Here is a 26,171-nt window from a genome sequence, read left to right on the forward strand (position 1 = left end):
CGGTGGGACCTCCTGGGTGATCGAGCGCTCAGCCCGTGTCATAGCACGGCGGGGCCGTGCAGCGCCGCCGTGACGTGGTCGGGCAGCAGGACCGCGTGCCGGGCGACGTCGCCGAGGAAGCGGTTGGTCAGGGCGTCCGGGTCGGCGCCGGTGTAGGCGGCGAGCTCGCGCTCGACGCGCGGGACCGGGCGGGCGACGGTGCCGGGGAAGTCCGTCGGGACGATCGCCGCGGGCACCAGTGACGGCCCGATCCCGGCCGCCGTGAGCAGGGGCGCGACGGCCGTCTGCTCGGTGCGCACCGCCACCCGCGGCCGGTAGCCGACGCGCTCGCAGGCGTCGAGGAGGACGTCGGCGAGCGCGTGGTCGGGCGCGTACTGCACCCACGGGACGTGCTCGAGGCGCGTGAGGGCGATCTCACCGCCGGCGGGGGCCATGACGTCGTCGGGGCCGAGGTTCGGCGGCAGCAGCACGACCATCTCCTCCTGGCCCAGCGTGCGCTGGCGCCCGCGCCACCGGGCGGGCACCGGCCCGACGCCGACGTCGGCCTGCCCGTCGGCGATCGCGGCGGCGAGCGCGTCGCCGTGGCGGTGCTCGAAGAGGCGCACGGTGACGTCGGGGTTCTCGGCGCGCCAGCGGCGCAGCACGCCGGGCAGCAGGCCCAGGCTCACCGAGTAGACGCAGGCGATGCGCAGCTCACCGCCCTCCGATCCGGTGACCTGGCGCGCCGCGGCGTGGCCGCGCTCGGCCGCGGTGACCGCGGTGCGGGCGTGGGGGAGCAGGGCGCGGCCGGTGGGCGTGAGGTGCACCGCACGCGGGAGGCGGTCGAACACCGACCCGCCCAGGTCCTTCTCCAGCGCCGCGATCTGCTGCGACAGGCCGGGCTGGGTGACGAACAGCCGGTCGGCGGCCCGGGTGAACGAGCCCTCGTCGACGACGGCGAGGAACGACTCGAGCTGCCGCAGGGTCGGTGCCATCAGCTCATCTTATCGATCCTCGCACTCAGCTTCTTCGACTTATGGTTGCTGGCCGCGAACCGTGGATCGGGACGACAGCCAGCCCGTCGAACCCCCCGAGGAGCTCCCCGTGCCTCTGGCCCTGCTCGCCCTCGCCCTGGGCACCTTCGGCATCGGTACCACCGAATTCGTGATCATGGGCCTCCTGCCCGAGGTCGCCTGCGCGCTCGGCGTCCCGGTCAGCGAGGCCGGACACCTCGTCTCCGCCTACGCGGCGGGCGTCGTGGTCGGCGCGCCCCTGCTCGCCGGCGCCACCGTCAAGCTCCCCCGCCGCCCGGTGCTCATGGCGCTGATGGGCGTGTTCGCGGTCGGCAACCTGCTCTCGGCGGTCGCGCCGGGGATGGGCTCGCTGCTCGCGATCCGCTTCCTCACCGGCCTGCCGCACGGCGCCTTCTTCGGCGCGGCGTCGGTGGCCGCGGCGGCGATGGTCGGCCGCGACCGGCGCGCGACCGCCGTCTCGCGCGTGTTCCTGGGCCTGACCGTCGCCAACGTGGTCGGCGTGCCGCTGGGCACCCTGCTCGGCCAGGCCGCGGGCTGGCGGGCCACCTTCGCGGTCGTCGGCGTGATCGGCCTGGTCGCCGTCGCCGGGATCGCCGCCTTCGTGCCGGCCGCCGAGCCCGCCGCGACCGGGCGCGGCGCGCTGCGTACCGAGGTCGCGACCCTGCGCCACCCGCAGGTCGTGCTCGCCCTCGCCGCCGTGGTCTTCGGCTTCGGCGCCATGTTCGCCTGCTACAGCTACGTCACCCCGATGCTCACCGAGGTCGGCGGCTTCTCGACCGCCACGGTCACGGTCCTGCTCGCCGTCGTGGGCCTGGGCATGACCGCGGGCTCGGTGCTCGGCGGGCGCGCCGCGGACCGGGCGCCGATGACCACCCTGTACGCGTGCCTCGTGGCGCTCGCCGGGGTGCTGGTGAGCTTCGTGGTCACCGTGCACCACCCGGTGCTCGCGGTGCTCTCGCTGTTCGGGGCGGGCATGTTCTCGCTGGCCCTGGGCCCGGCGATCCAGACGCGCATCCTCGACCTGGTCGGCGAGGCCCCGACGATGGCGTCGGCGGCGATCCAGTCGGCGTCGAACATCGCAAACTCGCTGGGCGCCTGGCTCGGCGGGATGGTCATCGCCGCGGGCCTGGGCTACCTCGCCCCCGCGGTGGTCGGGGCGGTCCTCGCGGTCGTGGGCCTCGCCGTCCTCGCGCTCTCCGGTGGCCTGGAGGTCCGCGTGCGCCGGCGCGACGCCCGGGCGGCGCTGGCGGCGGCCTGACCTCATGTGCGTGATCTTCTGAGCCATAGCTCAGAAGATCACGCACCTAGAGCGCCACGACCAGCAGCACCGGCACGCTGACCAGCGTCGTGAGCAGCGCGGCGTCGCGGGCCAGCGGGACGCCGGTGCCGAAGCGCACGGCGTAGCCGAAGACGTTCTGCGCGGTAGGCAGGGCCGCCGAGACCACGACCGCGAGCAGCGCCGGGCCGGTCAGCCCGAACGCCGACCCGATCGCCCACGCCAGGAACGGGTGCGCGAGGTTCTTGAGGACGATCACCGCGCCGAGGCACACCGGGTCGTCGTCGCGGCCCGGGCGCTGGGCGTGCGCCAGCGAGAGCCCGAACGCCAGCAGCATCGCCGGCACCGCGAGGTCGGCGAGCAGCTCGACCGGCTCGAGCAGGCTCTCGGGGACCGCCACGCCCGCCACGTTGAGCAGCAGGCCCGCCACCGTCGCCAGCAGCAGCGGGTTGCGCAGCGGCGCGACCAGCGCGTCCGCCAGGCCCGGCTCCTCGCCCCGGCGCCGGGCGGCGACGACGTCGAGCAGCGTCGTGTACGCCGGCGTGAGCACGGCCAGCTGGAAGATCAGCGACGGCGCGATCTCGGCCGCGCTGCCCAGCGCGTACGTCGCGATCGGGATGCCGAGGTTGCCGGCGTTGAGGTAGCCGCTGGCCATCGACCCGACGACGGTCTCCCCGCGCGGGCGCCGCCGCAGCAGGCCGACCGGGACGTAGAGCAGGCACACCGCCACCGCCGCGAGCGCGGTCACGACGAGCCCGGTCGACAGCACGCGGGCCACGTCCGCGCGCAGCAGCGTGACGAACAGCAGCGCCGGGCTCGCGACGAAGAAGGCGGTGCGCGAGAGCGTCTCGGTCGCGCCGTCGGGCAGCACCCCGAGGCGCCCGACGACGATCCCGACCGCGACGACCACCCCGATGACGAGGAAGCCCTCCAGCACCCCGCTCACCGGTCGACCACGCCCGGCACCCTAGGAGCGCTGCGCGGCGTGCCCTACGGTCCCGTGACCATGGGCATCCTCGACCGCTTCCGACTCGACGACCGCGTCGCCGTGATCACCGGCGCCTCCTCCGGGCTGGGCGTGGTGTTCGCCACCGCGCTGGCCGAGGCGGGCGCCGACGTCGTGCTCGGCGCCCGGCGCGCCGAGAAGCTCGAGGACACCCGCCGCGCCGTCGAGGAGCGCGGGCGCCGCGCGATCACCGTCAGCACCGACGTCGCGTCACCCGACGACTGCCGCAAGCTGGCCGACGCCGCCGCGAACGAGTTCGGCAAGATCGACATCCTGGTCAACAACGCCGGTGTCGGCACCGCCTACCCGGCGACCAAGGAGACCCCGGACCAGTTCCGGCAGGTCATCGACGTCAACCTCAACGGGTGCTACTGGATGGCCCAGGCCGTCGTGCCGCACATGCCCCACGGCGGTGCCATCGTCAACGTCTCGAGCATCCTCGCGCTGACCACCGCCGGGCTGCCGCAGGCCGCCTACTCGGCGTCGAAGGCGGGCCTGATCGGCCTGACCCGCGACCTCGCCCAGCAGTGGACGCCACGCAAGGGCATCCGCGTCAACGCCCTCGCCCCCGGCTTCTTCACCTCGGAGATGACCGACAGCTACCAGGAGGGCTACCTCGAGAAGATGATGCCCCGGGTGCTGGCCGGGCGGATCGGCGATCCCGAGGAGCTCGCCGCGACGCTGGTGTGGCTCGTCTCCGACGCCGGCTCGTACGTCACCGGGACCACCGTCACGGTCGACGGCGGGGTGACGACCACCTAGCGGCCGGGTAGCCCGGCGGTCATGGACGACACCCTCACCGAGGAGCAGAAGCTGACCGCCCGCGCCGTGCTCGAGCGCGAGGGCCGAGGGTTCGCCGAGGAGATCGGGCTCGGACGCACCGACAACCCGGCGAGCCTGTTCGGTCTGCTCGTGGCGGCGGTCCTCGTCGCCCCCCGCGGCGAGGCGACGGGACCCGCGCGCGCCGCGCACGAGGTCACCAACCGCTGGCACACCGCCTCCGACCTCGCGGCCGCGAACGAGCAGGACGTCGCCAAGGAGCTCGGGGCGGCCGTCGAGGGGTTCGACCGCGACGACGACCGCGACGACAGCGCCTCCGCCGACGCCGGGACGCTGGTGGCGCTCGCGTCGTCGCTGTCGGCGGACTGGGGCGGTGACCTGCGCACGCTGCGCGACGAGGCCGGCCGCGACCCCGCCCGCGAGCGCGAGCTGCTCACCGCCCTGCCCGGGGTCGACGACGCCGTCGCCGACGTGTTCCTGCGCGAGGTGCAGGTGCTCTGGGAGGAGGTCTCCCCGTTCGCCGACACCCGCGCCCTGCGGGCCGCCGCCACGCTCGGGCTCGGCGAGACGGCCGCCGACCTCGCCCGCTACGGCAGCGGCGCCGAGAAGACCGGCCGCCTCGCCGGGGCCCTGGCCCGCATCGAGGTCGAGGGCTCCCACGACGAGGTGCGGCGCACGACCTCCTAGGTGGCCGCGGTCTCGTCGGCCGCCAGGGCCTCGGGCAGCACGTGCGCGGCCTCGAGCAGGCTCGGCCCGTACCAGGTGAGCAGGCGCCCGCTGACCAGCGCGGACGGGGCGTCGAACGCCTCCGGGCCGTCGTCGGCGGTGAACCGGTACGGCTCGTCGGGCAGGACGACGAGGTCGTGGGCCGGCAGGTCCGCCGGGTCGAAGCGCGGGTAGCGCTCGGGGCTGTCGCCCAGCACGTTCTCGATGCCGAGGCGGGCGAGGACGGACCCGGTGAAGGTGTCCGAGCCGACCGCCATCCACGGCCTGCGCCAGATCGGGACGACGGCGCGGCGCGGGTGGTCGGGGAGCAGGAGCGAGTCCCACGCCGCGCGGGCCCCGTCGAGCCACGCCGGGCGGTCGAGCCCGCACGCGGCCAGGACGCGCTCCAGCGAGCGCAGGGCGCCGTCGACGGTGCGGATGTCGGTGACGTAGACCGCGAGGCCGGCCGCGCGCAGCTTCTCGAGCTCCGCGGGCTTGTTCTCCTCGGCGTTGGCGAGCACGACGTCGGGCGCCAGCGCGACGATCGTGTCGATGTCGGGGTTCTTCGTCCCCCGCACCCGCGTGACCCCGTGGTCGTCGAGGTCGTCGGGATGGGTGCACCAGTCCGTCGCACCCACCAGCAGGCCGGGCTCGGTGACCCCGACGGCCTCGGTGAGCGACGGGACGAGGCTGACCACACGCCTGACGGTCGCGGGGAGCGGGACGCGGCGGCCCTCGTCGTCGACGACGTTCATGCCCCCAGCGTGCCACCCCCGCGAAGTCCGATACCGTCGGTACCGCCATCTTCTGCGTGACCGGAGGAACACCGCCGTGGACCGTTGGGCGTCGGGCATCGACACCGCCTGGCTGCAGCTCGAGCAGCCGGCCAACCGCATGGTCGTGCACGGCGTGCTGTTCTGCGACGGGCCGGTGGACGTCGCGGCGGTGCGCGAGCGGGTCGCGGAGCGGTGGCTGCCCGCCTACCCGGGGCTGCGCCAGCGCCCGACGTGGTCGGCCGGCGGGCTCGGGCCGGTGCGGTGGGTCGACCACGAGCCCGACCTCGCCGCGCACATCGACACCGTCGCGCTCGAGGCGCCGGGCGACGACGCCGCGCTGGCCCGGCACGTCGGGCACCTGATGTCTCGTCCGCTGCCCGACGACCGCCCCTGGTGGGCGATGCACGTGCTCACGGGCTGGCAGGGCTCGGGGACCGCGGTGATCGTCAGCATCCACCACGGGCTCGCCGACGGCGTGGCGCTCAACCACCTCTTCCACGCCCTGGCCGACGACCCGCCCGGCACCGACGAGGGCACCCCGGTCGCCTACGCCGCGCCGCCCAAGCGCCGGCGCGGAGCGCGCGACGTCCGCCTCGTGCGCCGCGAGATCCCGCAGCGCCTGCGCCGGCTGACGCGCACGGTGGCGGGGTCGTCGCGGCCCGGCGGGGCGCAGGAGCTCGCGGCGACGAGCACGGCGATCGGGCGCTCGACGGCGCTCATCGTCCGCCCGCCCGCCGACGCCGCGACCGCGCTGCAGGGCGAGCTGGGGACGGAGAAGTCGGCGCGCCGGACCCGCGCGGTGGACCTCGCCGCGGTCAAGCAGGCGGGCAAGGAGCACGGCGCGAGCGTCAACGACGTGCTGTGCGCGGCGATCGCGGGCGCGCTGCGGACCTACCTGGGGGAGGACACGCCGCGCCTGCGGGCGGTCATGCCGACGAACCTGCGCCGCCTCGACCGCCCGGTGTCGCACTGGCTGGGTAACGAGTTCGGGCTCGTGCTCCCGACGATCCCCACCGACGAGCCGGATCCCGGCAGGCGCGTGGAGCGCGTGCACCACGTGATGTCGCAGATCAAGCGCACCAACCAGGCGCTGGCGACCTTCATCGGGATCGCCGCCGCCGGTCACGGCCGCGCCGCGTGGACCCAGGCGCTCGTCGCGCGCTACGCCGAGGCCGCCTCGCTGATCATCACGAACGTGCCCGGGCCGGTGCGGGAGCTGACCCTCGCCGGCACGCCGATCCGCGACCTGCTGTTCTGGGTGCCGTGCTCCGGGCGCCTGGCCCTCGGCGTGAGCATCCTGAGCTACGCCGGCCGCGTGCGCCTCGGTGTCGCCGCCGACACCGGCGTGCTGGGCGGCGCCGACGGCGTCGACCGCTTCCTCGCGGCCCTGGACGAGCAGCTCGCCGACATGCTCGCCTGACGTGCCCGGTGACTGGCTCGTATCGCTCGCTGGGCGAGCGATACGGGCCAGTAACCGTCGGGATCGCGGCTACATCGAGCGCCGGTACTGCCCGCCGACCTCGAAGAACGCCTCGGTGAGCTGGCCCAGGGTGCAGACGCGGGCCGCGGACATGAGCTCGGCGAAGACGTTGCCGCCCGAGGTGGCGACGTCCTGGAGCCGGCGCAGGGCCTCGGGCGCGGTGTCGGCGTGGCGGGCCTGGAAGTCGGCGACCCGCTGGAGCTGGCCCTGCTTCTCCTCCTCGGTGCCGCGCGAGAGGTCGAGCTCGGGCGCCTCCTGCTCGGCGTCCTCGGGGGGCAGGAAGGTGTTGACGCCGACGATCGGCAGCGTGCCGTCGTGCTTGCGCGACTCGTAGAGCAGCGACTCGTCCTGGATCTTGCCGCGCTGGTAGCCGGTCTCCATGGCGCCGAGCACGCCGCCGCGCTCCGCGAGGCGGTCGAACTCCGCGAGCACGGCCTCCTCGACGAGGTCGGTCAGCTCGTCGATGACGAAGGACCCCTGCAGCGGGTTCTCGTTCATCGACAGGCCCCACTCGCGGTTGATGATCAGCTGGATCGCCAGCGCGCGGCGCACCGACTCCTGCGACGGGGTGGTGACGGCCTCGTCGTAGGCGTTGGTGTGCAGGGAGTTCGCGTTGTCGTAGAGCGCGCACAGCGCCTGGAGCGTCGTGCGGATGTCGTTGAAGTTCATCTCCTGCGCGTGCAGCGACCGCCCCGAGGTCTGCACGTGGTACTTCAGCTTCTGGCTGCGCTCGTTCGCGCCGTAGCGCTCGCGCATCGCCACGGCCCAGATGCGGCGCGCGACCCGCCCGATGACGGAGTACTCGGCGTCCATGCCGTTGGAGAAGAAGAACGACAGGTTGGGCGCGAAGGCGTCGATGTCCATCCCGCGGGCGAGGTACGACTCGACGTAGGTGAAGCCGTTCGCCAGCGTGAAGGCGAGCTGGCTGATGGGGTTCGCCCCGGCCTCCGCGATGTGGTAGCCGGAGATCGACACCGAGTAGAAGTTGCGCACGCCGTGCTCGATGAACCACTCCTGGATGTCGGCCATCATCCGCAGCGAGAACTCGGTGGAGAAGATGCAGGTGTTCTGGCCCTGGTCCTCCTTGAGGATGTCGGCCTGCACCGTGCCCCGGACGTTGCGGTACGCGTGCTCCGCGAGCTCGGCGCGCTCGTCGGAGGACGGCTCGCGGTCGTGCTCGGCGCGGAACGCGTCCACCTGCTGGTCGACCGCGGTGTTGAGGAAGAACGCGAGGATCGCCGGTGCCGGGCCGTTGATCGTCATCGACACCGACGTCGTCGGCGACGTCAGGTCGAAGCCGGAGTAGAGGACCTCCATGTCGTCGAGGGAGGCGATCGAGACCCCGGACGTGCCGACCTTGCCGTAGACGTCGGGCGGGGTCGCCGGGTCGTGGCCGTAGAGGGTCACCGAGTCGAACGCGGTCGACAGGCGCTTGGCCGGCGAGTCCTGCGAGAGGTAGTGGAAGCGGCGGTTGGTGCGGAACGCGTCGCCCTCGCCCGCGAACATGCGCGCCGGGTCCTCGCCCTCGCGCTTGAACGCGAACACCCCGGCGGTGAACGGGAAGTGCCCGGGGAGGTTCTCGCGGCGCAGGAAGCGCAGGACCTCCTCGTCGGCGGTGAACGGCGGCAGCGCGACGCGGTTGACCTTGTTGCCCGAGAGCGTCTCGCGCGTGAGCTGGGTGCGCAGCTCCTTGTCGCGCACGTGGACGACCATCTCGTCGCCGGCGTACGCCTCGACCGTCTCCGGCCAGGAGTCGATGAGGGCGGCGGCCTCGCCGGGCAGGTCGCGCTCGGCCTCGGCGAGCACGGCGGGCAGCTCGCCGGCGTCGCGGTCGCCGAGGGCCTCGACGGCGGTGCGCAGGGCCGCGCGCCGCCGGGCCGCGGTGACCATCGCGTCGGTCGCCTCGTGGTAGCCGCGCACCGTGGCCGCGACGTCGGCGAGGTAGCGGGCGCGCTCGGGCGGGATCGAGGCGGCGAACTCGGTGGAGGTCTTCGTGTCCGGGATCGTCAGCCGGCCCTCGCCGACCGTGAGGCCGTGCTCGCCGAGCAGCGTGCGCAGGTGGCCGTAGAGCGCGGTCACGCCGTCGTCGTGGAACGTCGCGGCGCTCGTGCCGTAGACCGGCATGTCCTCCCACGATGACGAGAACGCGTCGCGGTTGCGGACGAGCTGGCGCGCGACGTCGCGGCGGGCGTCGTCGGCCCCGCGGCGCTCGAACTTGTTGATCGCGACGGCGTCCGCGAAGTCCAGCATGTCGATCTTCTCGAGCTGCGACGCGGCGCCGAACTCCGGCGTCATGACGTAGAGCGAGGCGTCGACGAGGTCGACGATCCCGGCGTCGCCCTGTCCGATGCCCGGCGTCTCGACGATGACGAGGTCGACGCCCGAGGCGCGCAGCAGCAGGATCGCGTCGTCGAGGTGCTCGGGCAGCGTGCCCCCCGAGTTGGACCCCTTATGGCCGCGCGACGCCATCGACCGGAAGTAGACCTGTGCGCCGCCGAGGGAGTTCATGCGGATGCGGTCGCCGAGCAGCGCGCCGCCGCCCTTGCGCCGGGTCGGGTCGACCGCGAGGACCGCGATGCGCAGCTTGTCCTCCTGGTCGAGGCGGAAGCGGCGCACGAGCTCGTCGGTCAGCGACGACTTGCCCGAGCCGCCGGTGCCGGTGATCCCGAGGACCGGCACCTGCCGGCCCTCGATCGTCGACGTCGCGCGCTCGCGGACGTCGTCGGGCAGGGCGCCCGCCTCGGCGACCGACAGGGCGCGGGCCAGGGTCGCCGGCTCGCCGGTGAACACGCCGTCCCAGCTCGACGGGGGCTGCGCGCCGAGGTCGACGTCGCAGGCCCTGATCATCGTGTTGATCATGCCCGGCAGGCCCAGGCGCTGGCCGTCGGTGGGGGAGAAGATGTGCTCCACGCCGTGGGCGTGCAGCTGGTCGATCTCCTCCTGCACGATGACGCCGCCGCCACCGCCGTAGACCTTCACGTGCCCGGCGCCGCGCTCGCGCAGCAGGTCGACCAGGTACGAGAAGTACTCCAGGTGCCCGCCCTGGTAGGAGCTGATGGCGACGCCGTGGGCGTCCTCCTGGATCGCGGCGGTGACCACCTCGTCGACCGACCGGTTGTGGCCGAGGTGGACGACCTCCGCGCCCTGGCGCTGGAGGATCCGCCGCATGATGTTGATCGCGGCGTCGTGCCCGTCGAACAGGCTCGCCGCGGTGACGAAGCGGATCGGGTGGGTCGGGACGTACAGCTCGTCCGTCATGCTTCCCTCGCAGTCCTGGGGGGCGCCTCGCCGGAGAATAGTAGGACGTCAAAGCGTTTTCCGGTGGGCGACGCGCATCACTCACGCAGCGAAGTCGGCGTTGGGCCGAACGAGTGGCTACTAGGGCGCGTCGGCGCCCGTAATGGTTACTGTGCGTCGAGAACGACAAGGAACCCGCCGTTCCCGCCCCACTCGCTCCTTCCCCCCGGGAGACCTGTTGTGACCACCCCGACCACGCCCTCCGGTCCGCCCGCCGGTCAGGGCGTCCCGTCCGCCCCGACCAGCGTCGTCGGGCAGCCGGGCCACGCCCCGTACGGGTACGGCGGGTATCCACCGGCGGGGCAGGGCGGATACGGGCCCCCGGCGTTCGGTGGCGGCCCCGGGTACGGCATGCCCCCGACGGGTGCGATGCCCGGGTACGGCCCGCCGCCGCCGGCGCCCCGACGTGGCTGGATCGGCTGGCTCGTCGGCGGCGTCGCGCTCGTGCTCGTGGCGGGCGTCGTCGGCGCGTTCCTGCTGTTCTCCGGCGGCGGCACGCTCATCGCGGTGTCGACGACCAGCGCGGCGATCCCCGACGCCGACCCGAACGGCCTCGCCGCACCGCTGGTGCTCGACGGCTCGGGCAAGGTGCAGTCGATGCACGTCGAGGCGTCGATCACCCACCCCTACACCTGCGACCTCACCGTCGTGCTGGTGTCGCCGCAGGGCACCCCGGTGACCCTCGCCGACCCGCCGACCTGCAGCCGCTCGACCCCGGACCTCGACATCAACCTCGACAGCGCCACGCCGGGCAGCCCGCTCGCCCCGGTCGTCGGGCAGGAGGCCGGCGGGGAGTGGCGCCTGCAGGTCGTCGACGCCGTCGGCATCGATCAGGGCTCGCTCACCGGCTGGGGCCTGACGGTCCAGACGGACTAGGCCCCGCATCCGTGCGCTCGTGGGGCGGGCCCCCACGGGTGCGCTCGGACTGCAGCGCGAGCACGCCGACGAGGGACCCGGCGCCGAGCAGCTCGCCCGCGAGGGCCAGCCGCAGCGCCTCGGCGAACGGCATCCAGCGGGCGCGGCCGGGTTCGTAGGGGTCGAGGGGGCGGTCGCCGGGCTCGCTGTCGGTCCACACGTGCACCGACATGGGCGAGACGACCATGCCGGGCAGCGGCTCGAAGGCCACGAGCGTGCGCCCGGGGCCGGCCGGACGGCGGCCGGTCTCCTCGGCGGCCTCGCGGGCCGCGGCCTCCTGGGGATCCTCGCCGGGCTCGACGATCCCGCCCGGGAGCTCCCACCCCTCCTGGTCCACGACGTGGCGGTGGGTGCGCAGGACGAGCACCCGGTCGTCGGCGTCGAGGACGAGGGCGACGGCCACCCGGGGGAGCACCGCCCGTTCGTGGTCGAAGCGGTCCCCGGCCGGCGCAGTGACGTCCTCGACCTCGACGCGGAGTGTCCGGCCGGCATACGCGGTGTGCCGCGAATGGACGACCCAGGAATGGTCCGGTTGCGGCGTGTCTTCGGTCATGCGGCGGGGTAATTGGCAGTCCCGAGCAAGTGATCAACTCGTGACCGAGGAGTAGTAGCAGTGATCATCCTGGGCGTCATCCTCATCATCATCGGGGCCCTCACGGGCATCTCGATCCTCTACACGATCGGCGCCATCCTCGCTGTCGTCGGCCTCGTGCTGACGATCCTGGGCGCCGTCGGCCGTGGCGTGGGCGGTCGCAAGACCTACTTCTGATCCCCGAGTGACGTGCGCGGCCCGTCCCCCGTGGGGGACGGGCCGTTCCCGTCCGCGGCCCGCCTCTCGCGGTCCAGGCGCGCGACGACCTCGCCCGCCGGCTCCTCGGTGACCGCGTGGTACCCCGTGCCCGCCCAGAGGTGCACCGCCTCGGCGTCGCCCGCGCGCGACGCCGCGGCGCGCAGGGGGCGGGTGAGGTGGTGCAGCTCGGGATAGGCGGCCGGCGCCGCGGTCGAGTGCTCGCGGGTGAAGCGGTTGACCAGCGCCCGCGCGGGCCGCCCCGTGAACGCCCGCGTCACCACCGTGTCGCGGCCGCCGGCGCGCAGCGCCGCCCGGTGGGTCGCCGACGTGCCGGCCTCCGGCGCACCGAGGAACGCGGTGCCCAGCCCGACCGCGGTCGCCCCCAGCGCGAGCATCCGCGCGATCCCCCGCCCGTCGTGGAGCCCGCCCGCGGCGACGATCGGGAGGTCGGTCGCGGTCCGGATCGCGGGCAGCAGGCGCTCGAGCGGCTCGGCGCCCGCCTCCGGGTCGCCGCCCGGGTCGACGTGCACCCCGCGGTGCCCGCCCGCCTCGCGGCCCTGCACCCACAGCGCGTCGACGCCCTGGACCTCCGCGGCGCGGGCCTCGGCCACCGACGTCACGGTGGCGACGAGGCAGGCCCCGGTGTCGCGCAGTGCGGCGTACCGCTCGGACGAGGGCAGCGCGAACGTCACCGACACGACCGCGGGCCGGTGCCGCGCCAGCACGGCGATCTTGGCGTCGACGGCGTCGTCGTCGATCCGCGGCTCCCCGAGCTCGACGCCGTGGCGCGCCGCGTCCTGCTGGAGCCGCGCGCCGTAGTCCCGGACCGCAGCGGCCCGGGCGGTGGCGTGGCCGGGGTCCGGGTCGGGCGGCGCGGGCAGGAAGAGGTTCGCCCCGAAGGGCCGGTCGCTGCGGGACCGCAGGTCGGTGAGCTGCTCGTCGAACGCCTCCGCGGTGAGGTAGCCGCCGGCGAGGAAGCCCATCGCCCCCGCCTCGGCGACGGCGGCGACCAGGGCGGGGGTGGACGGACCGCCGGCCATGGGCGCGGCGATCAGCGGCACGTCGAGCGGGGGGAGCGTCGGCACGCCCGCATGGTGCTACGGCGCGGCATCCCGGAACAGGTACTCCCCGGCCGCGTCCCAGGGCCCGCCGCGGTAGCGCCACAGCCCCAGCCCGGTGATCGTCGCCGACCACGGCCGGTGGGTGGCCGTGAGCTCGGCGAGGGTCGCGCGCGCGGTCGGCGGGTCGACCTTGTTCTGCACGGTGACGTGCGCGCGGAGGCGCTGCTGGTCCTGGCGGGTCAGGTCGCCGGCGAAGCGCCGCGCGATCGCCGTGTGCACGTCGGCGAGCCCCGGCGCGTCGACGGGGTGGGCGACGCCGCGGCCCAGCGAGATCGGCGCCTCGATGGTCGCGGCGATCGGCGGCCGGTCGGTGACCTCGTCGAGCGCCGCCGCGACCTCGCCCACCCGCGCCCCGGGCAGCGCGTGGAACAGCGTCAGGTGCGCGCCGACGACCCGCCGCCCCGCCGGGAACCAGCGCCGGCGCCGGGCGTCGAGCTCGTCCTGGCTCGCGGCGTCGAACAGGGCGGTGACGATCAGGGGATCGGTGTCGGTCACGGGCCCGCCCGCCAGCCGTCGGGGTCGTCCCAGGCCTGCAGCGTCCGCCTGCTCGTGAAGCGGCGCTCGGTACCCGTCCGCGGGTCGGGGAAGGCGAGCTCGCGCGCGAGCAGCTGCAGCGGCGCGCGGAAGTCGTCGAGCGGCACGTCGCGCACCTCCGGGTAGAACGGGTCGCCGAGCAGCGGTACCCCGAGCGAGGCCATGTGCACCCGCAGCTGGTGGGTGCGGCCGGTGTGGGGGGTGAGCCGGTAGCGGGCGAGCTCGTCGCGGTGCTCGATCAGCTCGACCAGCGTCTCCGCGTTCGGCTCGCCGGGGACCTCCTGCGCGGTGACCACCCCGCGCTCCTTGACGATGCGGCTCTGCACCACCCTCGGGAGGTCCAGCGCCGGGTCGTGCGGCGCGACGGCCTCGTAGACCTTCGCGACGCGCCGGTCGCGGAAGAGGTTCTGGTAGGTGCCGCGCCGCGCGGGCTCGGCGACGAACAGCACCAGCCCCGCGGTGACCCGGTCGAGCCGGTGGGCGGGGCTCAGGAACGGCAGGTCCAGCGCGTGGCGCAGCCGGACCAGCGCGGTCTCGCGGACGTGGCGCCCGCGCGGGATCGTCGCGAGGAAGTGGGGCTTGTCGACGACGACGATCTCCTCGTCGCGGTGCACGACCTCGACGTCGAACGGCACCGGCGCCTCGTCGGGCAGGTCGCGGTGGAACCACACCACCGACCGCGGCACGAACGGCGCGTCCGGGCCGAGCGGCCCGTCGTCGCCGACGATCCGGCCCTCGGCGAGCATCGCGTCGACCCGCGCGGACGGGACCGGCAGCCGGTCGACGAGGTGGTCGCGCAGCGTCGCCCACGGCCCGTCGTCGGGCATCCGCACCCGCGCCGGGTCCAGCCCGTCCCGCGGTGGGAGCGGGGGACGGCGGCGGGGCACGGCGTCGAGGTTAGATCAGCGCCGTCGCGAGGCCCGTGGTCAGCAGGTCGAGCGTGGCCTCGGGCACCGTGCGGTAGCTCGAGCTGCCGCGGTGGCGCCACATGCGGTCGGCGAAGTCCCAGGCGAGGTCCCGGGTGCCGGTGACGAGGATGTCGCCGAGGACGTTGCCCGCGCGGTCGAAGAACGACCCGTCGCCGCCCACGTCCGACCACGGCGCGTCGAAGCGGTTGCAGAGCTCGTCCATGTTGCGCTCGAAGATCGTGTTGATCGCGAGGTAGTCCGCGTACTGCTGCTCGACGGTGCCGAGCGGCACGCGGTGGCGCTCCCAGACGTCGAGCAGGGCGAACGCGAGGTCGAAGTTGACGTGCGCGTTCACCCCGGCCGCCGCGAACCGCCACGGGGCCGTGTCCTCCTGGCGCCGGTCGAACAGCACCTGCCAGCACCGCGGCGCCCCGGAGCCGTCGGCGTGGGCGACGATCGCGTCGAGGTAGCGGCGGGCGAACGCGATGTCGAGCTCGATGATGAAGTCGCCCGGGCACGTGAAGAGCCCGCCCTGCCGGTAGCCGTCCAGCACGTCGACCGTGATCTGGTGGTAGAGCCGGCTGAAGGACGCGACGCCGTCCTCGGCACCCTGCGGGGGCAGCTTGGCCGCCCGGTCGGCGATCCGCTCGAGCGCCCTGATCACCTTCGGGACGTCGTCGGGCCGCGGCTCGGACAGCTTGGCCAGCGCCTTGGCGTTGGCCTTGGGGGAATCAGCCACGATGGCCTCTCTCCGATCCGGTGGGTCGGGCGCGGACGCGCTGGAGCAGCGCCGCGGCCTGGGTGCGGGAGCGGGTGCCGGTCTTGGCGAGCACCCGGGAGACGTGGACGGCGACGGTGCGCTCGCTGATGTAGAGCCGGTGGGCGATCTCGCGGTTGGACAGCCCGTCGGCGAGGACGGCGAGGACCTCGTGCTCGCGGGAGGTCAGCGCGGCGAGCTCGGGGGCCACGCCGCCGTCGCCCGCGCCGGGCGCCGTCGTCACCGCCGCCTCGCCGGCGTGGGCGATGTCGAGGCGGGCCCGGCGGGCGAGCCCGGCGATCTCGTCGAGGAACGGGCCGGCGCCCATCTCGCTCGCGGTCGCCGCCGCCGCGCGCAGCGCACGGGCCGCCTCCCCACGCCGCTCGCCGGTGTCCAGCAGGGCCTCGGCGCGGCGCAGCAGGGCGTAGGCGGCGGGGTAGCGGTTGAGCTGCGCGCTCCACATCTCCGCGACCTGCCCCCACGCCACCGGGTCCGACGCCCCGGCCGCGCGCCCGGTCTCGGCGTGGCACATCCGCACGTAGGCCAGGACGACGCGGCGCAGCGCCGGCACCGTGTGCGGGATGCGCCGCTCGAGGTGGGCGACGTGGCGGGCGAGGCGGTCGAGGGCCGCCCGGTCGGTGGTCATGCCGTGGGCGGCGGCCTCGGCCTCGGCGCGCAGCCCGTGCCAGACCAGCGGCGCGACGAGGAAGACGTCGTCGGGCGTGTGCTCGGCGACGTCGAGACCGCGCGCGACGAGGGCGCGCGCGAGGTCGGGGCGCCCGCGCCACATCTCGACGCCGGCGCGCAGGGTCAGCAGCGGCACGCGGTAGCGCGAGGCGACCGTGCGGCGCCGGGGCGGCGCGGCGGCGCGGGCGTCGAGCACGTCGACGTCGCTGCCGGACGGGCCGAGCAGGTCCCCGGCCTCCTCGCCGGTGCCGTCGAGCGCGAGGAGGTCGACGGCGCGGAGGTCCTCGTCGGCCTCGACGAACTCGCCGCGCCCGACCTGCAGCCGGCACCGGGCGAGCCGCACCTCGAGCGCGTCGGCGCCCGTGGGGGAGAGCGCCCAGGCCTCGTCGACGGCGTCGGAGGCCTCCGACCAGCGCCCGAGCCGGAACAGGCCGTTGGCCGCCGTCGCGAGCAGCCGCACGCCCGCGGAGCGTGCGAGCCCGAGGTCCCGCATGCGCGCCACGCCCTGCCGGGCGATCTCGACGCCCTCGTGCAGCTCGCCCAGCGGGCCGGAGAGGAGGTCCGCCCAGGACTGGTAGGCGCGCCCGACCGCGGCCGCGTCGCCCGAGCGCTCGGCGATCATCAGGCCGTCGGCGACGGCGGCCAGACCGGCGTCGGGGTTCTCGAGGTAGGCCAGCGCGAAGCCCAGCGTGGCGAGCATCGGCGCCTGCTCGGCGAGCTCGCCCTCCCGGCGCGACACGGCGAGCGCGCGCTCGGCCTCGCGGCGGGCCCCGCGCACGTCCCCGGTGATCAGGAGCGCCTCGGCGTGCGCGGCGTGCACCGCGGCGAGGGCGGGGTCGTCACCGACGCGCCCCGCGGCCCGTCCGGCGTCGTGCAGGACGGCCACGGCGTCACCGGTGCGCCCGGCGTCGAGCAGCGAGCGCCCGAGCCGCACCACCGCGGGCAGCTCGGCGGCCCCGGCCGCGGCGGGATCGGGCACGAGGCGTTGCAGCAGGTCGACCGCGACGTCGTACTCGCCGGCGAGCCGGGCGGTGTCGGCGGCGCGGGCCAGGAGGTCGCCGGCGTCGGCGTCGGCCGGGGGCAGCGCCGGTGGTCGGTGCCCCGGCAGGACCCTCGCGGCGGGCGGGACGGCGCGGGCGGCGACGAGGGCCAGCGCGGCCATCCACTGCCGGTACGCGGTGCCGAACTCGTGCATCTGCTCGGCGACCGTGGCCGCGTGCACGACGGCGGGCAGCGCCCGCTCGGGGTCGTCGGCGCGGGCCCAGTGGTGGGCGCGGCGCAGCGTCACCGCCGGGCCGTGGTCCGGGTCGGGCTCGCGCCCGTCGCCGAGGACGGCCTCGTAGGCGAGCGCGTAGCGGCGGTGCAGCCCGCGGCGCTCGCCGGGCATCAGCTCGCCGGCCACGACGTCGCGCATCAGCCCGTGGCGCAGCGCGTAGCCGTCCACCTCGGGGTCGACCACGACCATCGCCGCCTCCGCGGCCTCGCGCAGCGCCGCGAGCAGGTCGTCCTCGTCGTCGGTGCGGACCACCTCGGCGAGCAGCCGGTGCGGGACGGGCTCCTCGCCGAGCGCGAGGGCGGCGACGACGGTCTGGGCGAGCGGGCGCAGCGCGGAGAGCCGGCCCAGGACGAGCCCGCGCAGCCCGGGGGACAGGCCGTCGGCGGCGCCGTCGGCCACGGCGGCGAGGGTCTCGGCGATGATGAAGGGGTTGCCGCCCGAGCGTCGCCAGACGAGCTCGGAGAGCGCCGCGTCCCCGCCGTCGGCCCGCACGATGTCGGTGACGACCGCCCGCGGCAGCGGCGTGAGCGCGATCGCGCGGACGGCCCGGTCGCGCGTGAGCTCGGGGAGCATGCGGCGCAGCGGGTGGGCGGCGTCGAGGGCCTCCGAGCGGGCCGTGGCGACGAGCAGGATGCGCTCGTCGGCGAGGTGCGCGACGAGCGAGACGACGAGCTCGCGGGTGGTGCGGTCGGCCCAGTGCAGGTCGTCGACGACGACGAGCACCGGCACCTCGGCGGCGATCGCGACGAGCACCCGGCGCACGAGCTCGAGCAGGTGCCCGCCCGACGGCAGCGTCGTCCCCGGCCCGGGCTCCAGGAGCGGGGCCAGCTCGTCGCGCCACGGGGTGAGGGCCGCGCGGGCGGCCAGCACGGGCGGCGGCGCGTCGTCGGGGGCGCGCAGCAGGCGGCGCAGCCCGGTGGCGACCGGCCACAGGGGTAGCTGCTCGCCGACGTCCACCGCGGCGCCCGCGACGACCACCCCGCCGTCGGCCTCGGCGCGGTCGGCCAGCCCGCGGACCAGCCGGGTCTTGCCCGCGCCGGCGTCGCCGGTGAGCACGACGGTGAGCGCGCCCTCGGTGCGCGCCCGGTCCCAGCAGCGGGCGAGCACGGCGGCGTCGGCGGCGCGCCAGGGTGCGGCGGCGGTCCCGCCGGCGTCGGATCCCCCCTGACCTGGCACGACGGAAGACGCTAGGCCGGACGATTCGACGCCGTCCAGTGGCGTACGCGGGCACCGTCGCTACCTAGTCATTTCTTCTGATGTCCCGCTCGCGGGTGATCCGCGAGGCTTCTCCCCGAGGGCGGGTCGACGGTCGTCGGGGGACCGGGAGGGGTCGCTCGGACGTCCTCGCGCTCGCCCGCCGGACCCCGGCCGGGCGCGCGACGGGAGGGGGAGGCGGGGCAGCGGGCGCCCGGGGGGACGCCGGCCGGGCCCCGCCTCCCCTTTCCGCGTGCCCGGGCCGCTCAGCCCCAGAGACGCTCGGTGGCGATCGCGGCGCCCCGGCTCAGCGCCCGGAACTTCTCCCACACCACCGTCGGGTGCACCTCCGGCGAGTAGCTCGCGCGCGACGAGAACCCGCAGTCCGCGCCGGCGATGACGTTCTCCCGCCCGACCACCGAGGCGTACCAGCCGATCATGTCGGCGATCAGCTCCGGGTGCTCCACGTAGTTCTGCGCGTGACCGAGCAGCCCCGGGATGAGCACCGACCCGTCGGGCAGCGGGAGGTCCTGCCAGATCTTCCACTCGTGCATGTGGCGCGGGTTGGCGACCTCGAAGGAGTAGCCCCCGGCGCGGATGCCGAGCATGTACGGCGCGACCTCGCCCATGCCGATGTCGTGGATTCGCGGGCCGTGGTTGAGCCCGTAGCAGGTGTGCAGCCGGATCTTCTCGGTCGGGATGCCGCGCAGGCTGTGGTTGACGATCTCGGCGTGCTCGCGGGCGGTGCGGTCGCGCTCGGCGGGCTCGAGGGTCGGGTCGGAGAGGATCTCGATCAGCCACGGGTCGTCGACCTGCAGCAGGAATCCCGCGTCGACGATCGCCAGGTACTCCTCGCGCAGCGCCTCGCCGACGGCCTCGTAGTACTCCCGCTCGGTCGCGTAGTACTCGTTGCGCCCGAAGCCGCGGGGCGACGTCGAGGGCAGGAACGCCTCGACGACCCCGGAGACGCCCGCGAGCGCCTTCTGCAGGTTGGCCAGGTCGGTCTGCAGCTCGTCGTGACCGGTGTAGCGCACCGGCCCCGTGCAGGCGATCTCGACCATGGGCGCGACCGTCTTCGCGTACTTGCCGAGGTAGCCCGCGTAGTACTCCGGGAACGCGTCGATCTCGACCTGCCAGGACGGCGGCAGGAGGCGCTCGCCGGAGTCGGGCGCGAACCCGTCGAGCCGGCGCTGGATGTAGGTCGCGAAGCTGACCTTGCCCATCTCGCCGTCGGTGACGACGTCGAGGCCGACCTCGCGCTGGCGGGCGACGACGTCGGCGACGGCGTCGGTGACCTGCCGGGCGAAGAGATCGGCGTCGTAGGGGCGGCCGTGCTCCTTCTCCCGCATCGTGTCGAGCAGGGCCTCGGGCCGGGCGAGGCTGCCGACGTGGGTCGTCAGGACACGGTCGGTGCTGCGCTGCATGGCACCGACGCTAAGAGGGCCGCGGGGAGGCGGGCACCACGTCGTTCCGGTGGGGCGAACGCCTCAGCGGCCGGCCGTCAGGGGGACGGTCGCCGCGGGCAGCGGCGGCGGCACCCGGGCGTGCAGGCCCTCCTCGACACCGGCGGCCACCGCCAGCAGCCGGCCCTCCGACCAGCGGCCGCCGATCAGCGACAACCCCAGCGGTACCCCGTGGGACATCGCCATGGGGACGCTGGTGCTGGGGTAGCCGGCGGTCGCCGCGGGCCCGGCCGGGCTGACCGAGAAGTGGTCGCCGTTCACGAGGTCGGTGGGCCAGGCGGGGGCATTGGTGGGCGAGACGAGGGCGTCGACGCCGGCGAGCGCCGCGTCGAGGTCCGCCCGGCTGAGTGCGGTCGGGTCGGCGCGGGCGGCCCGGTAGCGCGGGTCGGTCACGTCGCCGCGGGTCGCCGCGGCCTGCTCGAAGAGCTCCTGACCGAAGAACGGCATCTCCCGGCCCGCCTGCTCGCGGCCGAAGGCGATGAGCTCGTCGAGCGAGCGCGGCCCCGACACCCCGGGCGAGCGCAGGTAGGCGCCGAGGTCGTGCGCGATCTCCGTGGTCAGCGCGCTGTTCGCGGCCGCCCTGGCCCGGCTCGCGTTCGGCAGCCGCACGGGGTCGACGAGCTCGGCGCCCAGGCCGCGGAGGCGGTCGAGCGCCGCGGCGTAGGCGTCGTCGGTCTCCTCGCTCGCGCCCTGGTCGTCGCGCAGCACGCCGAGCCGGACCCCGGCGAGCGGTCGGGGCGCCACGGTCGGGGTGACCGGGTGGGCGTCGGCCTCGGCGGTGGAGGGGTCGCTCGCGTCGCTGCCCTGCACGACCGCGAGGACGGCGGCGGCGTCGCGCACCGAGCGCGCGAGCGGCCCGACCGTGTCCTGGGCCTGCGAGTACGGCACCACGCCCGACCGGCTGACCAGCCCGACGCCCGGCTTGACGCCGACCACGCCGTTCGTCCCTGCGGGGCAGACGATCGAGCCCGAGGTCTCGGTGCCGAGCGCCACCGGGGCGAGCGCCGCCGCCACCGCGGCCGCCGAGCCGGAGCTCGACCCGCAGGCGGTGCGGGTCGGGTCGTAGGGGTTGCCGGTGGTGGCACCGGTGGCGCTCCAGCCGCTGGCGGACTGCGACGAGCGCGCGCCCGCCCACGCCGTCATCGTCGTCGACCCGAGGATCACCGCCCCGGCCTCGCGCAGCCGGCGCACGGCCTCGGCCTCCGGCGGGCGGGAGTCGGCGAGGGCGAGCGAGCCCGCGGTCGTCGGGAGGGTCGGCCCGACGCTGGTGTTGCCCTTGGCCATCACGGGGACGCCCTCGAGCGGACCGGTCCGCCCGGCGGCCCGGCGGGCGTCGCTGGCCGTGGCCTGGTCGCGGGCGGTGGGGTCGACGGCCAGGACGGCGTGGACCCCGGGGTCGACGGTGCGGATGCGCTCGAGCGACCACGCGGTCAGCGCCGCCGCGGTGAGCCGGCCGCGCGCCATCGCGTCCTGGAGCGTCGCGAGGTCGGCGGTCTGGAGGTCGAGGTCCGCGGGCGGGATCGGCGGGGGAGCGGTCGGCGCGGCGGTCGCGGGCGGCGGCGGGGTGTCGACCGGCCGGTCGGCGCAACTCGCGAGGAGGGTCGCGAGCAGGGCGAGGACGGCGAGGAGCAGGCGCATCAGTGGTGGGGGTGCCCGTGGGTCGCGGCGGTGGTGTGGGCGTCGGTGGCGTCGTCGGAGGTGCTGTCGGGAGCGCTGTCGGTCGCGGTGCCGGAGGCGAGGCCGGTGCCCACCGCGGCGAGGTCGGGGTCGGGCCGGCGGGCCCGGCGGCGGCGCACGACGACGTCGGCGAGCCCGAGGGCGGCCGCGGCGAGGACGCAGGCGAGCACCACCGCGAGGCCCGCGGCGAGCGCGGTGCCCTGCTGCCCGGAGGCGGCGAGGACCGCGAAGAACACCGTCGCCACCAGCGCGATCCCGATCGACGACCCGATGCGCTGCGCGGTCTGCTGCATCCCGCCCGCGGTACCGCCCTGGTCGGTGGGCACCTGCTGCAGCGTCAGCGCCTGGTTCGGCGTGATCACGAGCCCGCTGCCGATGCCGGCGACGAGCAGCGGCAGCGCGGTCAGCAGCCCGGTCGACGGGTCGGTCCGCGCGTTGACGATCAGCAGCGTCGCGAGGATCCCGGCGGCCATGACGAGCGTGCCGGCCAGCACCAGCGGTCGCCCGACCCGCACGACCACGCGCCCGCCCCACGCCGCCGCGACCGCCGAGCCCACCGCGTAGGGCATCGTCGCGAGCCCCGCGAGCAGGGCGGAGTAGCCCAGGCCCTGCTGCAGGTAGACGGTGAGCACGAAGAAGATCGCGGTCGAGCCGGCCATGTACAGCGTGCCGAGCGAGGTCCCGAGGACGTAGCCGGGGCTGCGCAGCACCCGCTCGTGGAGCAACGGGTCGTTCCCGCGCCGGGCGTAGCGCCGCTCCCACGCCACGAAGCCCACACCGACGGCGAGCCCGACCGCGAGCGTCCACCACGGGGCGGCGGCCGGATCGCGCTCGGCGAGGACCACCGGGAGCAGGACCCCGAGCACCGCGACGCCCAGGAGGACCGCCCCGACCGGGTCGAGGGAGGTGCGCGTGCGCTCGGCGGGTGCCGGGTCGGCGGGCAGCAGGCGGGGCGCGAGCACGAGGGCCGCGAGCGCCAGTGGCAGGTTGACGAGGAAGACCCAGCGCCAGCCCTCGCCCGGCCCGCCCAGCGCGATGAGCAGCCCGCCCAGCAGGGGCCCGACCGCCGTCGACGACGCGTTGACCGCGCCGAAGACGCCGAACGCCGTCCCGCGCTCGGTGCCGCGGAACATCTGCTGGATGAGGCCGAGCAGCTGCGGGTTGACCAGCCCCCCGGCGAGGCCCTGGACCAGGCGGGCGACCACCAGCCACGTCGCGTCCTGCGCCAGCCCGGCCGCGAGGCTCGCGAGGGCGAAGAGCACGAGGCCGGCGACCAGCACCCGCTTGCGGCCGCGCCCGTCGCCCAGGCGTCCGGCGGGGACGAGGGCGAGGCCGAAGGTCAGCGTGTAGCCCGCGACGATCCACGAGAGGTCCGCCGGGCTCGCGCCCAGGCCCTCCCGGAAGGCCGGCAGGGCGACGTTCACGATGCTGACGTCGACGAAGATCATGACGCCGGCGAGCATGCAGACCGCGAGGGCTCGCCAGCGTCCGGGGACGGGTGTCCCGTCGTCGGTGCGCTGGTGATCCGTCGCGGGCACGAGGCCGTGGCTACCCGTGCCCGCGACGCGTCATGTCCCGGCGTGTCGCGTCACCCAACGTGGTGGCGATCCTGTCGTCCAGTGCCAGCGTGGACGCCAGGCTGGTACGCGCCGCTCAGCTCCGGGCGCGCTCCAGGTCGGCGGAGACGCGGGCGGCGGCGCGGCGCACGCCCTGGACGACGGCGGGCTTGCGCGGGCCCAGGATGCGCGAGGTCGGCGCGACCACCGACAGGGCGGCCACCGGGTGCGGGCGCCCGCCGCGGGTCAGCGTGATCGGCGCGGCGATCGACGACCAGCCGGGCTCGAACTCCTCGCGCGACGTGGCGTAGCCCTGTTCGCGGGTCGAGGCGAGGATCTGGCGGTAGCGCAGCGGGTCGACCACGGTGAACGGGGTGTAGCGCTGCAGGCCCCGCTCGAGGATCGCGGTGACCAGCGCCGGGTCCGCGGCCGCCAGCACCCGGCCGGCGCTGGACGAGTGCGCCGGGTTGCGGCGGTGCTCGCTGCGGAAGCGGACGTTCATGCTCGCGGCCTCGGCGCGCTCGACGTAGAGCACGTCGGTGCCGACGACGACGCCGAGCTGGATCGTCTCGCGCAGCAGCTCGCGCAGCTCGCCCATCGCGGGCAGGGCGACGTCGCGCAGCATCAGCCGGTCGACGGCGAGCTGGCCGTACTCGAAGAGCCGCAGGCCCAGGCGGTAGCGCCCCGAGCCGGTCCGTTCCAGCAGCCCGCCGGTGGCGAGCGCGGCGAGCATCCGACACGCGGTGCTCTTGGCGATGCCGAGCCGGGTGGCGACGCGCGTCGCGCCGAGCTCGGCCTCGTCGGCGAAGCAGTCGAGCACCGCGACGGCGGTGGACACCGACCGCAGCGGCGAGTCGTCGTCCCCCGTGGGACCGGTGTCGAGGTCGAGCGGGGGCAGGGACAGGACTGTCATCGACTCACGCCTCCCCGGTCTCTTCCCACCGCGGGAACTCGTCCGGCGGCGGCACGTTCACCTCGGTGACCCGGTTGCGGTACGACACGAAGGCGGTGCGGCAGCCCTCGCGCATCTTGATGCGGATCTCCTCGGTGTTCAGCGGCTCGCCCGGGTCGTAGCCGTGCGCCCAGGTGGCGAACGCCCGCATCGGCCCGGAGTGCGTCGCGGCGAGGATGCGGCGGTGGCTCACCGAGCCGTCGGGCTGCGTCGACTCCGTGATGAGCCGGTGGAACCCGCGCCAGAAGCGGCGCACGCACATCGCCGGCGGCTCGAAGTACATCATCGGGATCGTCAGCCACTCCTGGATCGGGTCCGCCCCGCCCAGCTGGGTCCGGTAGAAGCGGTCGATCTCGACGAGCCAGCGCGGGCGGTCGCCGACGGCGAGGCGCTCGAGGGTCTCGTTGGTGGCCTGGTACTGCCGGAACGCCGAGGTGACGTCGCGCAGCCCGTCCGGGGTCCACACCCCGAAGTTGCGCAGCTCCGGGATCGGCTCCTTCTCGCTGATCTCGGCGTCGATGCCCCACATCTGCAGGCCGTCGGTGACGCCGTTGTAGAGCTGGTCGGCGGTCTGGCGGGCGCGGTTGGTGTCGGCGCAGACGAGGCGCACGCGGTCGCCGTGGTCGAAGCGCCGGGCCAGCTCGTGCCCGCGGCGGTGCGCCTGCCAGCCGCCCATCGGCGTCAGGCCGGCGTCGGTGGAGTAGCCCTGGGTGATGCCGTGCCGGATGATCGAGATCTCGCAGACGATCTTCTCGGACGACCGGCGCTCCACCGGCGCCGCGATCTCCTTGCCGCGGCTCGCCTCGGCCAGCGCCGGGGTGAACGACGCGCCGTCGTGGGTGACGGTCGTCGTCTCCACCGGCGCCGACCCGCGGTCGCGGAACCGGCGCAGGTAGAGCGGCGTGCCGTCACCCTCGGGCGGGGCCTCGGGTGCGCTCGGCGCCGCGGCGGCCGACGCGCGGTCGGACTCCGGGGCCTTCCCGCCACCCCGGCGCGCGCGGTAGCGGGCGAGGTAGTCGGGGGCCTCGTAGCGGTGGACCGACCGGGCGTCGGGCCGCTCCACGCCGGTCACGAGTGCACCGTGAAGAAGCGCTCGTTGACCTGGCGGTGGTAGTAGAAGATGGCGCGCCCCATCTCCTCCTCGGTCCAGGTGATCGGCTCGAAGTCCGGGTCGACCCAGTAGCCGCCGGTGAAGAGCTCGTTGCGGTTGCCGGCCGGGTCGAAGAAGTAGGTCGTGTAGCCGCGGGTGACGCCGTGGCGCGTGGGGGCCACATCGATCGTCACGCCGTGGTACGCGAGTGCGTCGGCGGCCTCCCGGATGCCGTTCCAGTCGTCCATCCAGAACGCGAAGTGGTGCAGCGCCCCGTTCGGCCCGGTGATGACGGCGATGTCGTGTGGGGTGTGGGAGTGCTCGAGGAACGTCGCGAGCTGGTGGCCGTCGTTGGCGAGGATCTGCTCGGTGAGCCGGAACTCGAGCAGCTCGGTGAAGAACGCCGTGAACGCCTCGACGTCCTCGGCCATGACGAACAGGTGGTCGAGGCGCGGCGGCGCGATGCCGATGAGGTCCTGCGGGCGGGGCGGCGGGTTCGTCCTCGGCAGCATGTTGCCGATGCGCTCGGTGCCGTGCGTCAGCTCGACGAGGTGGCCCGACGGGGACTCGAAGCGGATCGCCTCGCCCCAGCCCGGGCCGAGCTCGCGGGCGGCGAACCGCTTGACCGGCACCCCGGCCGCCTCGAGCTTGGTCGTGAAGTGGTCGAGGTCGCCGGCCTCGTTGAGCTTGAACGACATGTGGTCGAGGCCGTAGGTGGGGGCCTCGCGCAGGATCACCGAGTGGTGCTCGCGCTCGTCCCAGCACTTGAGGAAGACCCGCGGGGCGCCGTCGCGCTCGTCGCGCGCCGTCTCCACGAGGCCGAGGACCTCGGTGTAGTACGCGGTCGCGAGCTCCAGGTCGGGGACCCGGACCTCGACGTGCTGCAGCCGGATGATCCGGTCGGAGGTGGTGGCCACG

The 26,171-nt window shown here is 75.2% G+C and carries 22 protein-coding genes; 6 read left to right on the forward strand and 16 right to left on the reverse strand.

The genetic code is table 11. The annotated features are described in order from the left end of the window. Positions 1 to 38 precede the first annotated feature (38 nt). Positions 39 to 974 (reverse strand): LysR family transcriptional regulator, encoded by a 936-nt coding sequence (locus tag PH190_RS07705; protein ID WP_274230915.1) that lies wholly within the window; start codon positions 972 to 974, stop codon positions 39 to 41. Positions 975 to 1,083: 109 nt separating this feature from the next. Between PH190_RS07705 and PH190_RS07710 the strand changes: the two genes are divergently transcribed. Then, the gene (locus PH190_RS07710) at positions 1,084 to 2,271 is read left to right on the forward strand and encodes an MFS transporter (RefSeq protein WP_274230916.1); all 1,188 of its coding nucleotides are present in this window, start codon (positions 1,084 to 1,086) and stop codon (positions 2,269 to 2,271) included. Positions 2,272 to 2,317: 46 nt separating this feature from the next. Here PH190_RS07710 and PH190_RS07715 read toward each other — a convergent pair whose 3' ends face one another. Further along, entirely contained in the window at positions 2,318 to 3,235 is a 918-nt protein-coding gene (locus PH190_RS07715; protein ID WP_274230917.1) for an AEC family transporter, read from the reverse strand. A gap of 60 nt (positions 3,236 to 3,295) precedes the next feature. On the opposite strand from PH190_RS07715, the gene PH190_RS07720 reads away from it, so the two are divergent. Both PH190_RS07720 and PH190_RS07725 read left to right on the forward strand, forming a co-directional pair. Next, positions 3,296 to 4,057, forward strand: coding sequence for an SDR family NAD(P)-dependent oxidoreductase (locus PH190_RS07720; protein ID WP_274231140.1), 762 nt, complete (start codon positions 3,296 to 3,298; stop codon positions 4,055 to 4,057). 21 nt (positions 4,058 to 4,078) lie between these two features. Then, positions 4,079 to 4,762: a hypothetical protein gene (locus tag PH190_RS07725; RefSeq protein WP_274230918.1), complete on the forward strand. Its 684-nt coding sequence runs from the start codon at positions 4,079 to 4,081 to the stop codon at positions 4,760 to 4,762. Here the strand turns inward: PH190_RS07725 and PH190_RS07730 are convergent. After that, on the reverse strand, positions 4,759 to 5,535 hold the full coding sequence (locus PH190_RS07730) for a helical backbone metal receptor (RefSeq protein ID WP_274230919.1): 777 nt from the start codon (positions 5,533 to 5,535) through the stop codon (positions 4,759 to 4,761). The two genes, PH190_RS07725 and PH190_RS07730, sit on opposite strands and share 4 nt — an antisense overlap. A 76-nt stretch (positions 5,536 to 5,611) precedes the next feature. On the opposite strand from PH190_RS07730, the gene PH190_RS07735 reads away from it, so the two are divergent. Beyond that, positions 5,612 to 6,976 (forward strand): wax ester/triacylglycerol synthase domain-containing protein, encoded by a 1,365-nt coding sequence (locus PH190_RS07735; protein ID WP_274230920.1) that lies wholly within the window; start codon positions 5,612 to 5,614, stop codon positions 6,974 to 6,976. Between the two features lie 69 nt (positions 6,977 to 7,045). Here the strand turns inward: PH190_RS07735 and icmF are convergent, their stop codons facing one another. After that, positions 7,046 to 10,294: a fused isobutyryl-CoA mutase/GTPase IcmF gene (gene icmF, locus PH190_RS07740; RefSeq protein WP_274230921.1), complete on the reverse strand. Its 3,249-nt coding sequence runs from the start codon at positions 10,292 to 10,294 to the stop codon at positions 7,046 to 7,048. 219 nt (positions 10,295 to 10,513) lie between these two features. Here icmF and PH190_RS07745 point away from each other — a divergent pair, with 219 nt between their 5' ends. Next, positions 10,514 to 11,209, forward strand: coding sequence for a proprotein convertase P-domain-containing protein (locus PH190_RS07745; protein WP_274230922.1), 696 nt, complete (start codon positions 10,514 to 10,516; stop codon positions 11,207 to 11,209). On the opposite strand, the gene PH190_RS07750 is transcribed toward PH190_RS07745, so the two are convergent. After that, positions 11,175 to 11,663, reverse strand: a complete 489-nt coding sequence (locus tag PH190_RS07750; RefSeq protein WP_274230923.1) for an NUDIX hydrolase — start codon at positions 11,661 to 11,663, stop codon at positions 11,175 to 11,177. The genes PH190_RS07745 and PH190_RS07750 overlap by 35 nt on opposite strands. A gap of 198 nt (positions 11,664 to 11,861) precedes the next feature. Here PH190_RS07750 and PH190_RS07755 point away from each other — a divergent pair, with 198 nt between their 5' ends. Next, positions 11,862 to 12,017 carry a hypothetical protein gene (locus PH190_RS07755; RefSeq protein ID WP_274230924.1) on the forward strand — a complete coding sequence of 52 codons (156 nt, stop codon included), beginning with the start codon at positions 11,862 to 11,864 and terminating at the stop codon, positions 12,015 to 12,017. Here PH190_RS07755 and PH190_RS07760 read toward each other — a convergent pair. From PH190_RS07760 to PH190_RS07810, 11 genes are all read right to left on the reverse strand, one after another. Next, the gene (locus tag PH190_RS07760; protein WP_274230925.1) at positions 12,008 to 13,123 is read right to left on the reverse strand and encodes an NAD(P)H-dependent flavin oxidoreductase; all 1,116 of its coding nucleotides are present in this window, start codon (positions 13,121 to 13,123) and stop codon (positions 12,008 to 12,010) included. The two genes, PH190_RS07755 and PH190_RS07760, sit on opposite strands and share 10 nt — an antisense overlap. A 12-nt stretch (positions 13,124 to 13,135) precedes the next feature. Then, a complete protein-coding gene (locus PH190_RS07765; protein ID WP_274230926.1) occupies positions 13,136 to 13,654 on the reverse strand; it encodes a 2'-5' RNA ligase family protein in 519 nt (172 codons plus the stop codon). Continuing rightward, positions 13,651 to 14,520 (reverse strand): RluA family pseudouridine synthase, encoded by an 870-nt coding sequence (locus PH190_RS07770; RefSeq protein ID WP_274231141.1) that lies wholly within the window; start codon positions 14,518 to 14,520, stop codon positions 13,651 to 13,653. Before PH190_RS07770 ends, PH190_RS07765 begins: the two co-directional genes overlap by 4 nt. A gap of 70 nt (positions 14,521 to 14,590) precedes the next feature. Then, positions 14,591 to 15,340 (reverse strand): DUF5995 family protein, encoded by a 750-nt coding sequence (locus PH190_RS07775; protein WP_274230927.1) that lies wholly within the window; start codon positions 15,338 to 15,340, stop codon positions 14,591 to 14,593. After that, positions 15,333 to 18,497, reverse strand: a complete 3,165-nt coding sequence (locus PH190_RS07780; protein ID WP_274230928.1) for a helix-turn-helix transcriptional regulator — start codon at positions 18,495 to 18,497, stop codon at positions 15,333 to 15,335. Before PH190_RS07780 ends, PH190_RS07775 begins: the two co-directional genes overlap by 8 nt. Positions 18,498 to 18,781: 284 nt before the next feature. Beyond that, the gene (locus PH190_RS07785) at positions 18,782 to 19,939 is read right to left on the reverse strand and encodes a cobalamin-independent methionine synthase II family protein (RefSeq protein ID WP_274230929.1); all 1,158 of its coding nucleotides are present in this window, start codon (positions 19,937 to 19,939) and stop codon (positions 18,782 to 18,784) included. A 63-nt stretch (positions 19,940 to 20,002) separates the two neighbouring features. Further along, on the reverse strand, positions 20,003 to 21,616 hold the full coding sequence (locus PH190_RS07790; protein ID WP_274230930.1) for an amidase family protein: 1,614 nt from the start codon (positions 21,614 to 21,616) through the stop codon (positions 20,003 to 20,005). Beyond that, positions 21,616 to 23,193, reverse strand: a complete 1,578-nt coding sequence (locus PH190_RS07795) for an MFS transporter (RefSeq protein WP_274230931.1) — start codon at positions 23,191 to 23,193, stop codon at positions 21,616 to 21,618. The genes PH190_RS07790 and PH190_RS07795 overlap by 1 nt, the downstream gene beginning before the upstream one ends. 115 nt (positions 23,194 to 23,308) lie before the next feature. Next, entirely contained in the window at positions 23,309 to 24,124 is an 816-nt protein-coding gene (locus PH190_RS07800; RefSeq protein ID WP_274230932.1) for an IclR family transcriptional regulator, read from the reverse strand. Between the two features lie 4 nt (positions 24,125 to 24,128). Further along, positions 24,129 to 25,235, reverse strand: a complete 1,107-nt coding sequence (locus tag PH190_RS07805) for a histidine phosphatase family protein (protein ID WP_274230933.1) — start codon at positions 25,233 to 25,235, stop codon at positions 24,129 to 24,131. Further along, entirely contained in the window at positions 25,232 to 26,170 is a 939-nt protein-coding gene (locus PH190_RS07810) for a catechol 2,3-dioxygenase (protein ID WP_274230934.1), read from the reverse strand. Before PH190_RS07810 ends, PH190_RS07805 begins: the two co-directional genes overlap by 4 nt. Between the last annotated feature and the right edge of the window lies 1 nt (position 26,171).

The sequence above is a fragment of the Actinomycetospora straminea genome (genome assembly GCF_028737255.1).
Classification (GTDB): domain Bacteria; phylum Actinomycetota; class Actinomycetes; order Mycobacteriales; family Pseudonocardiaceae; genus Actinomycetospora; species Actinomycetospora straminea.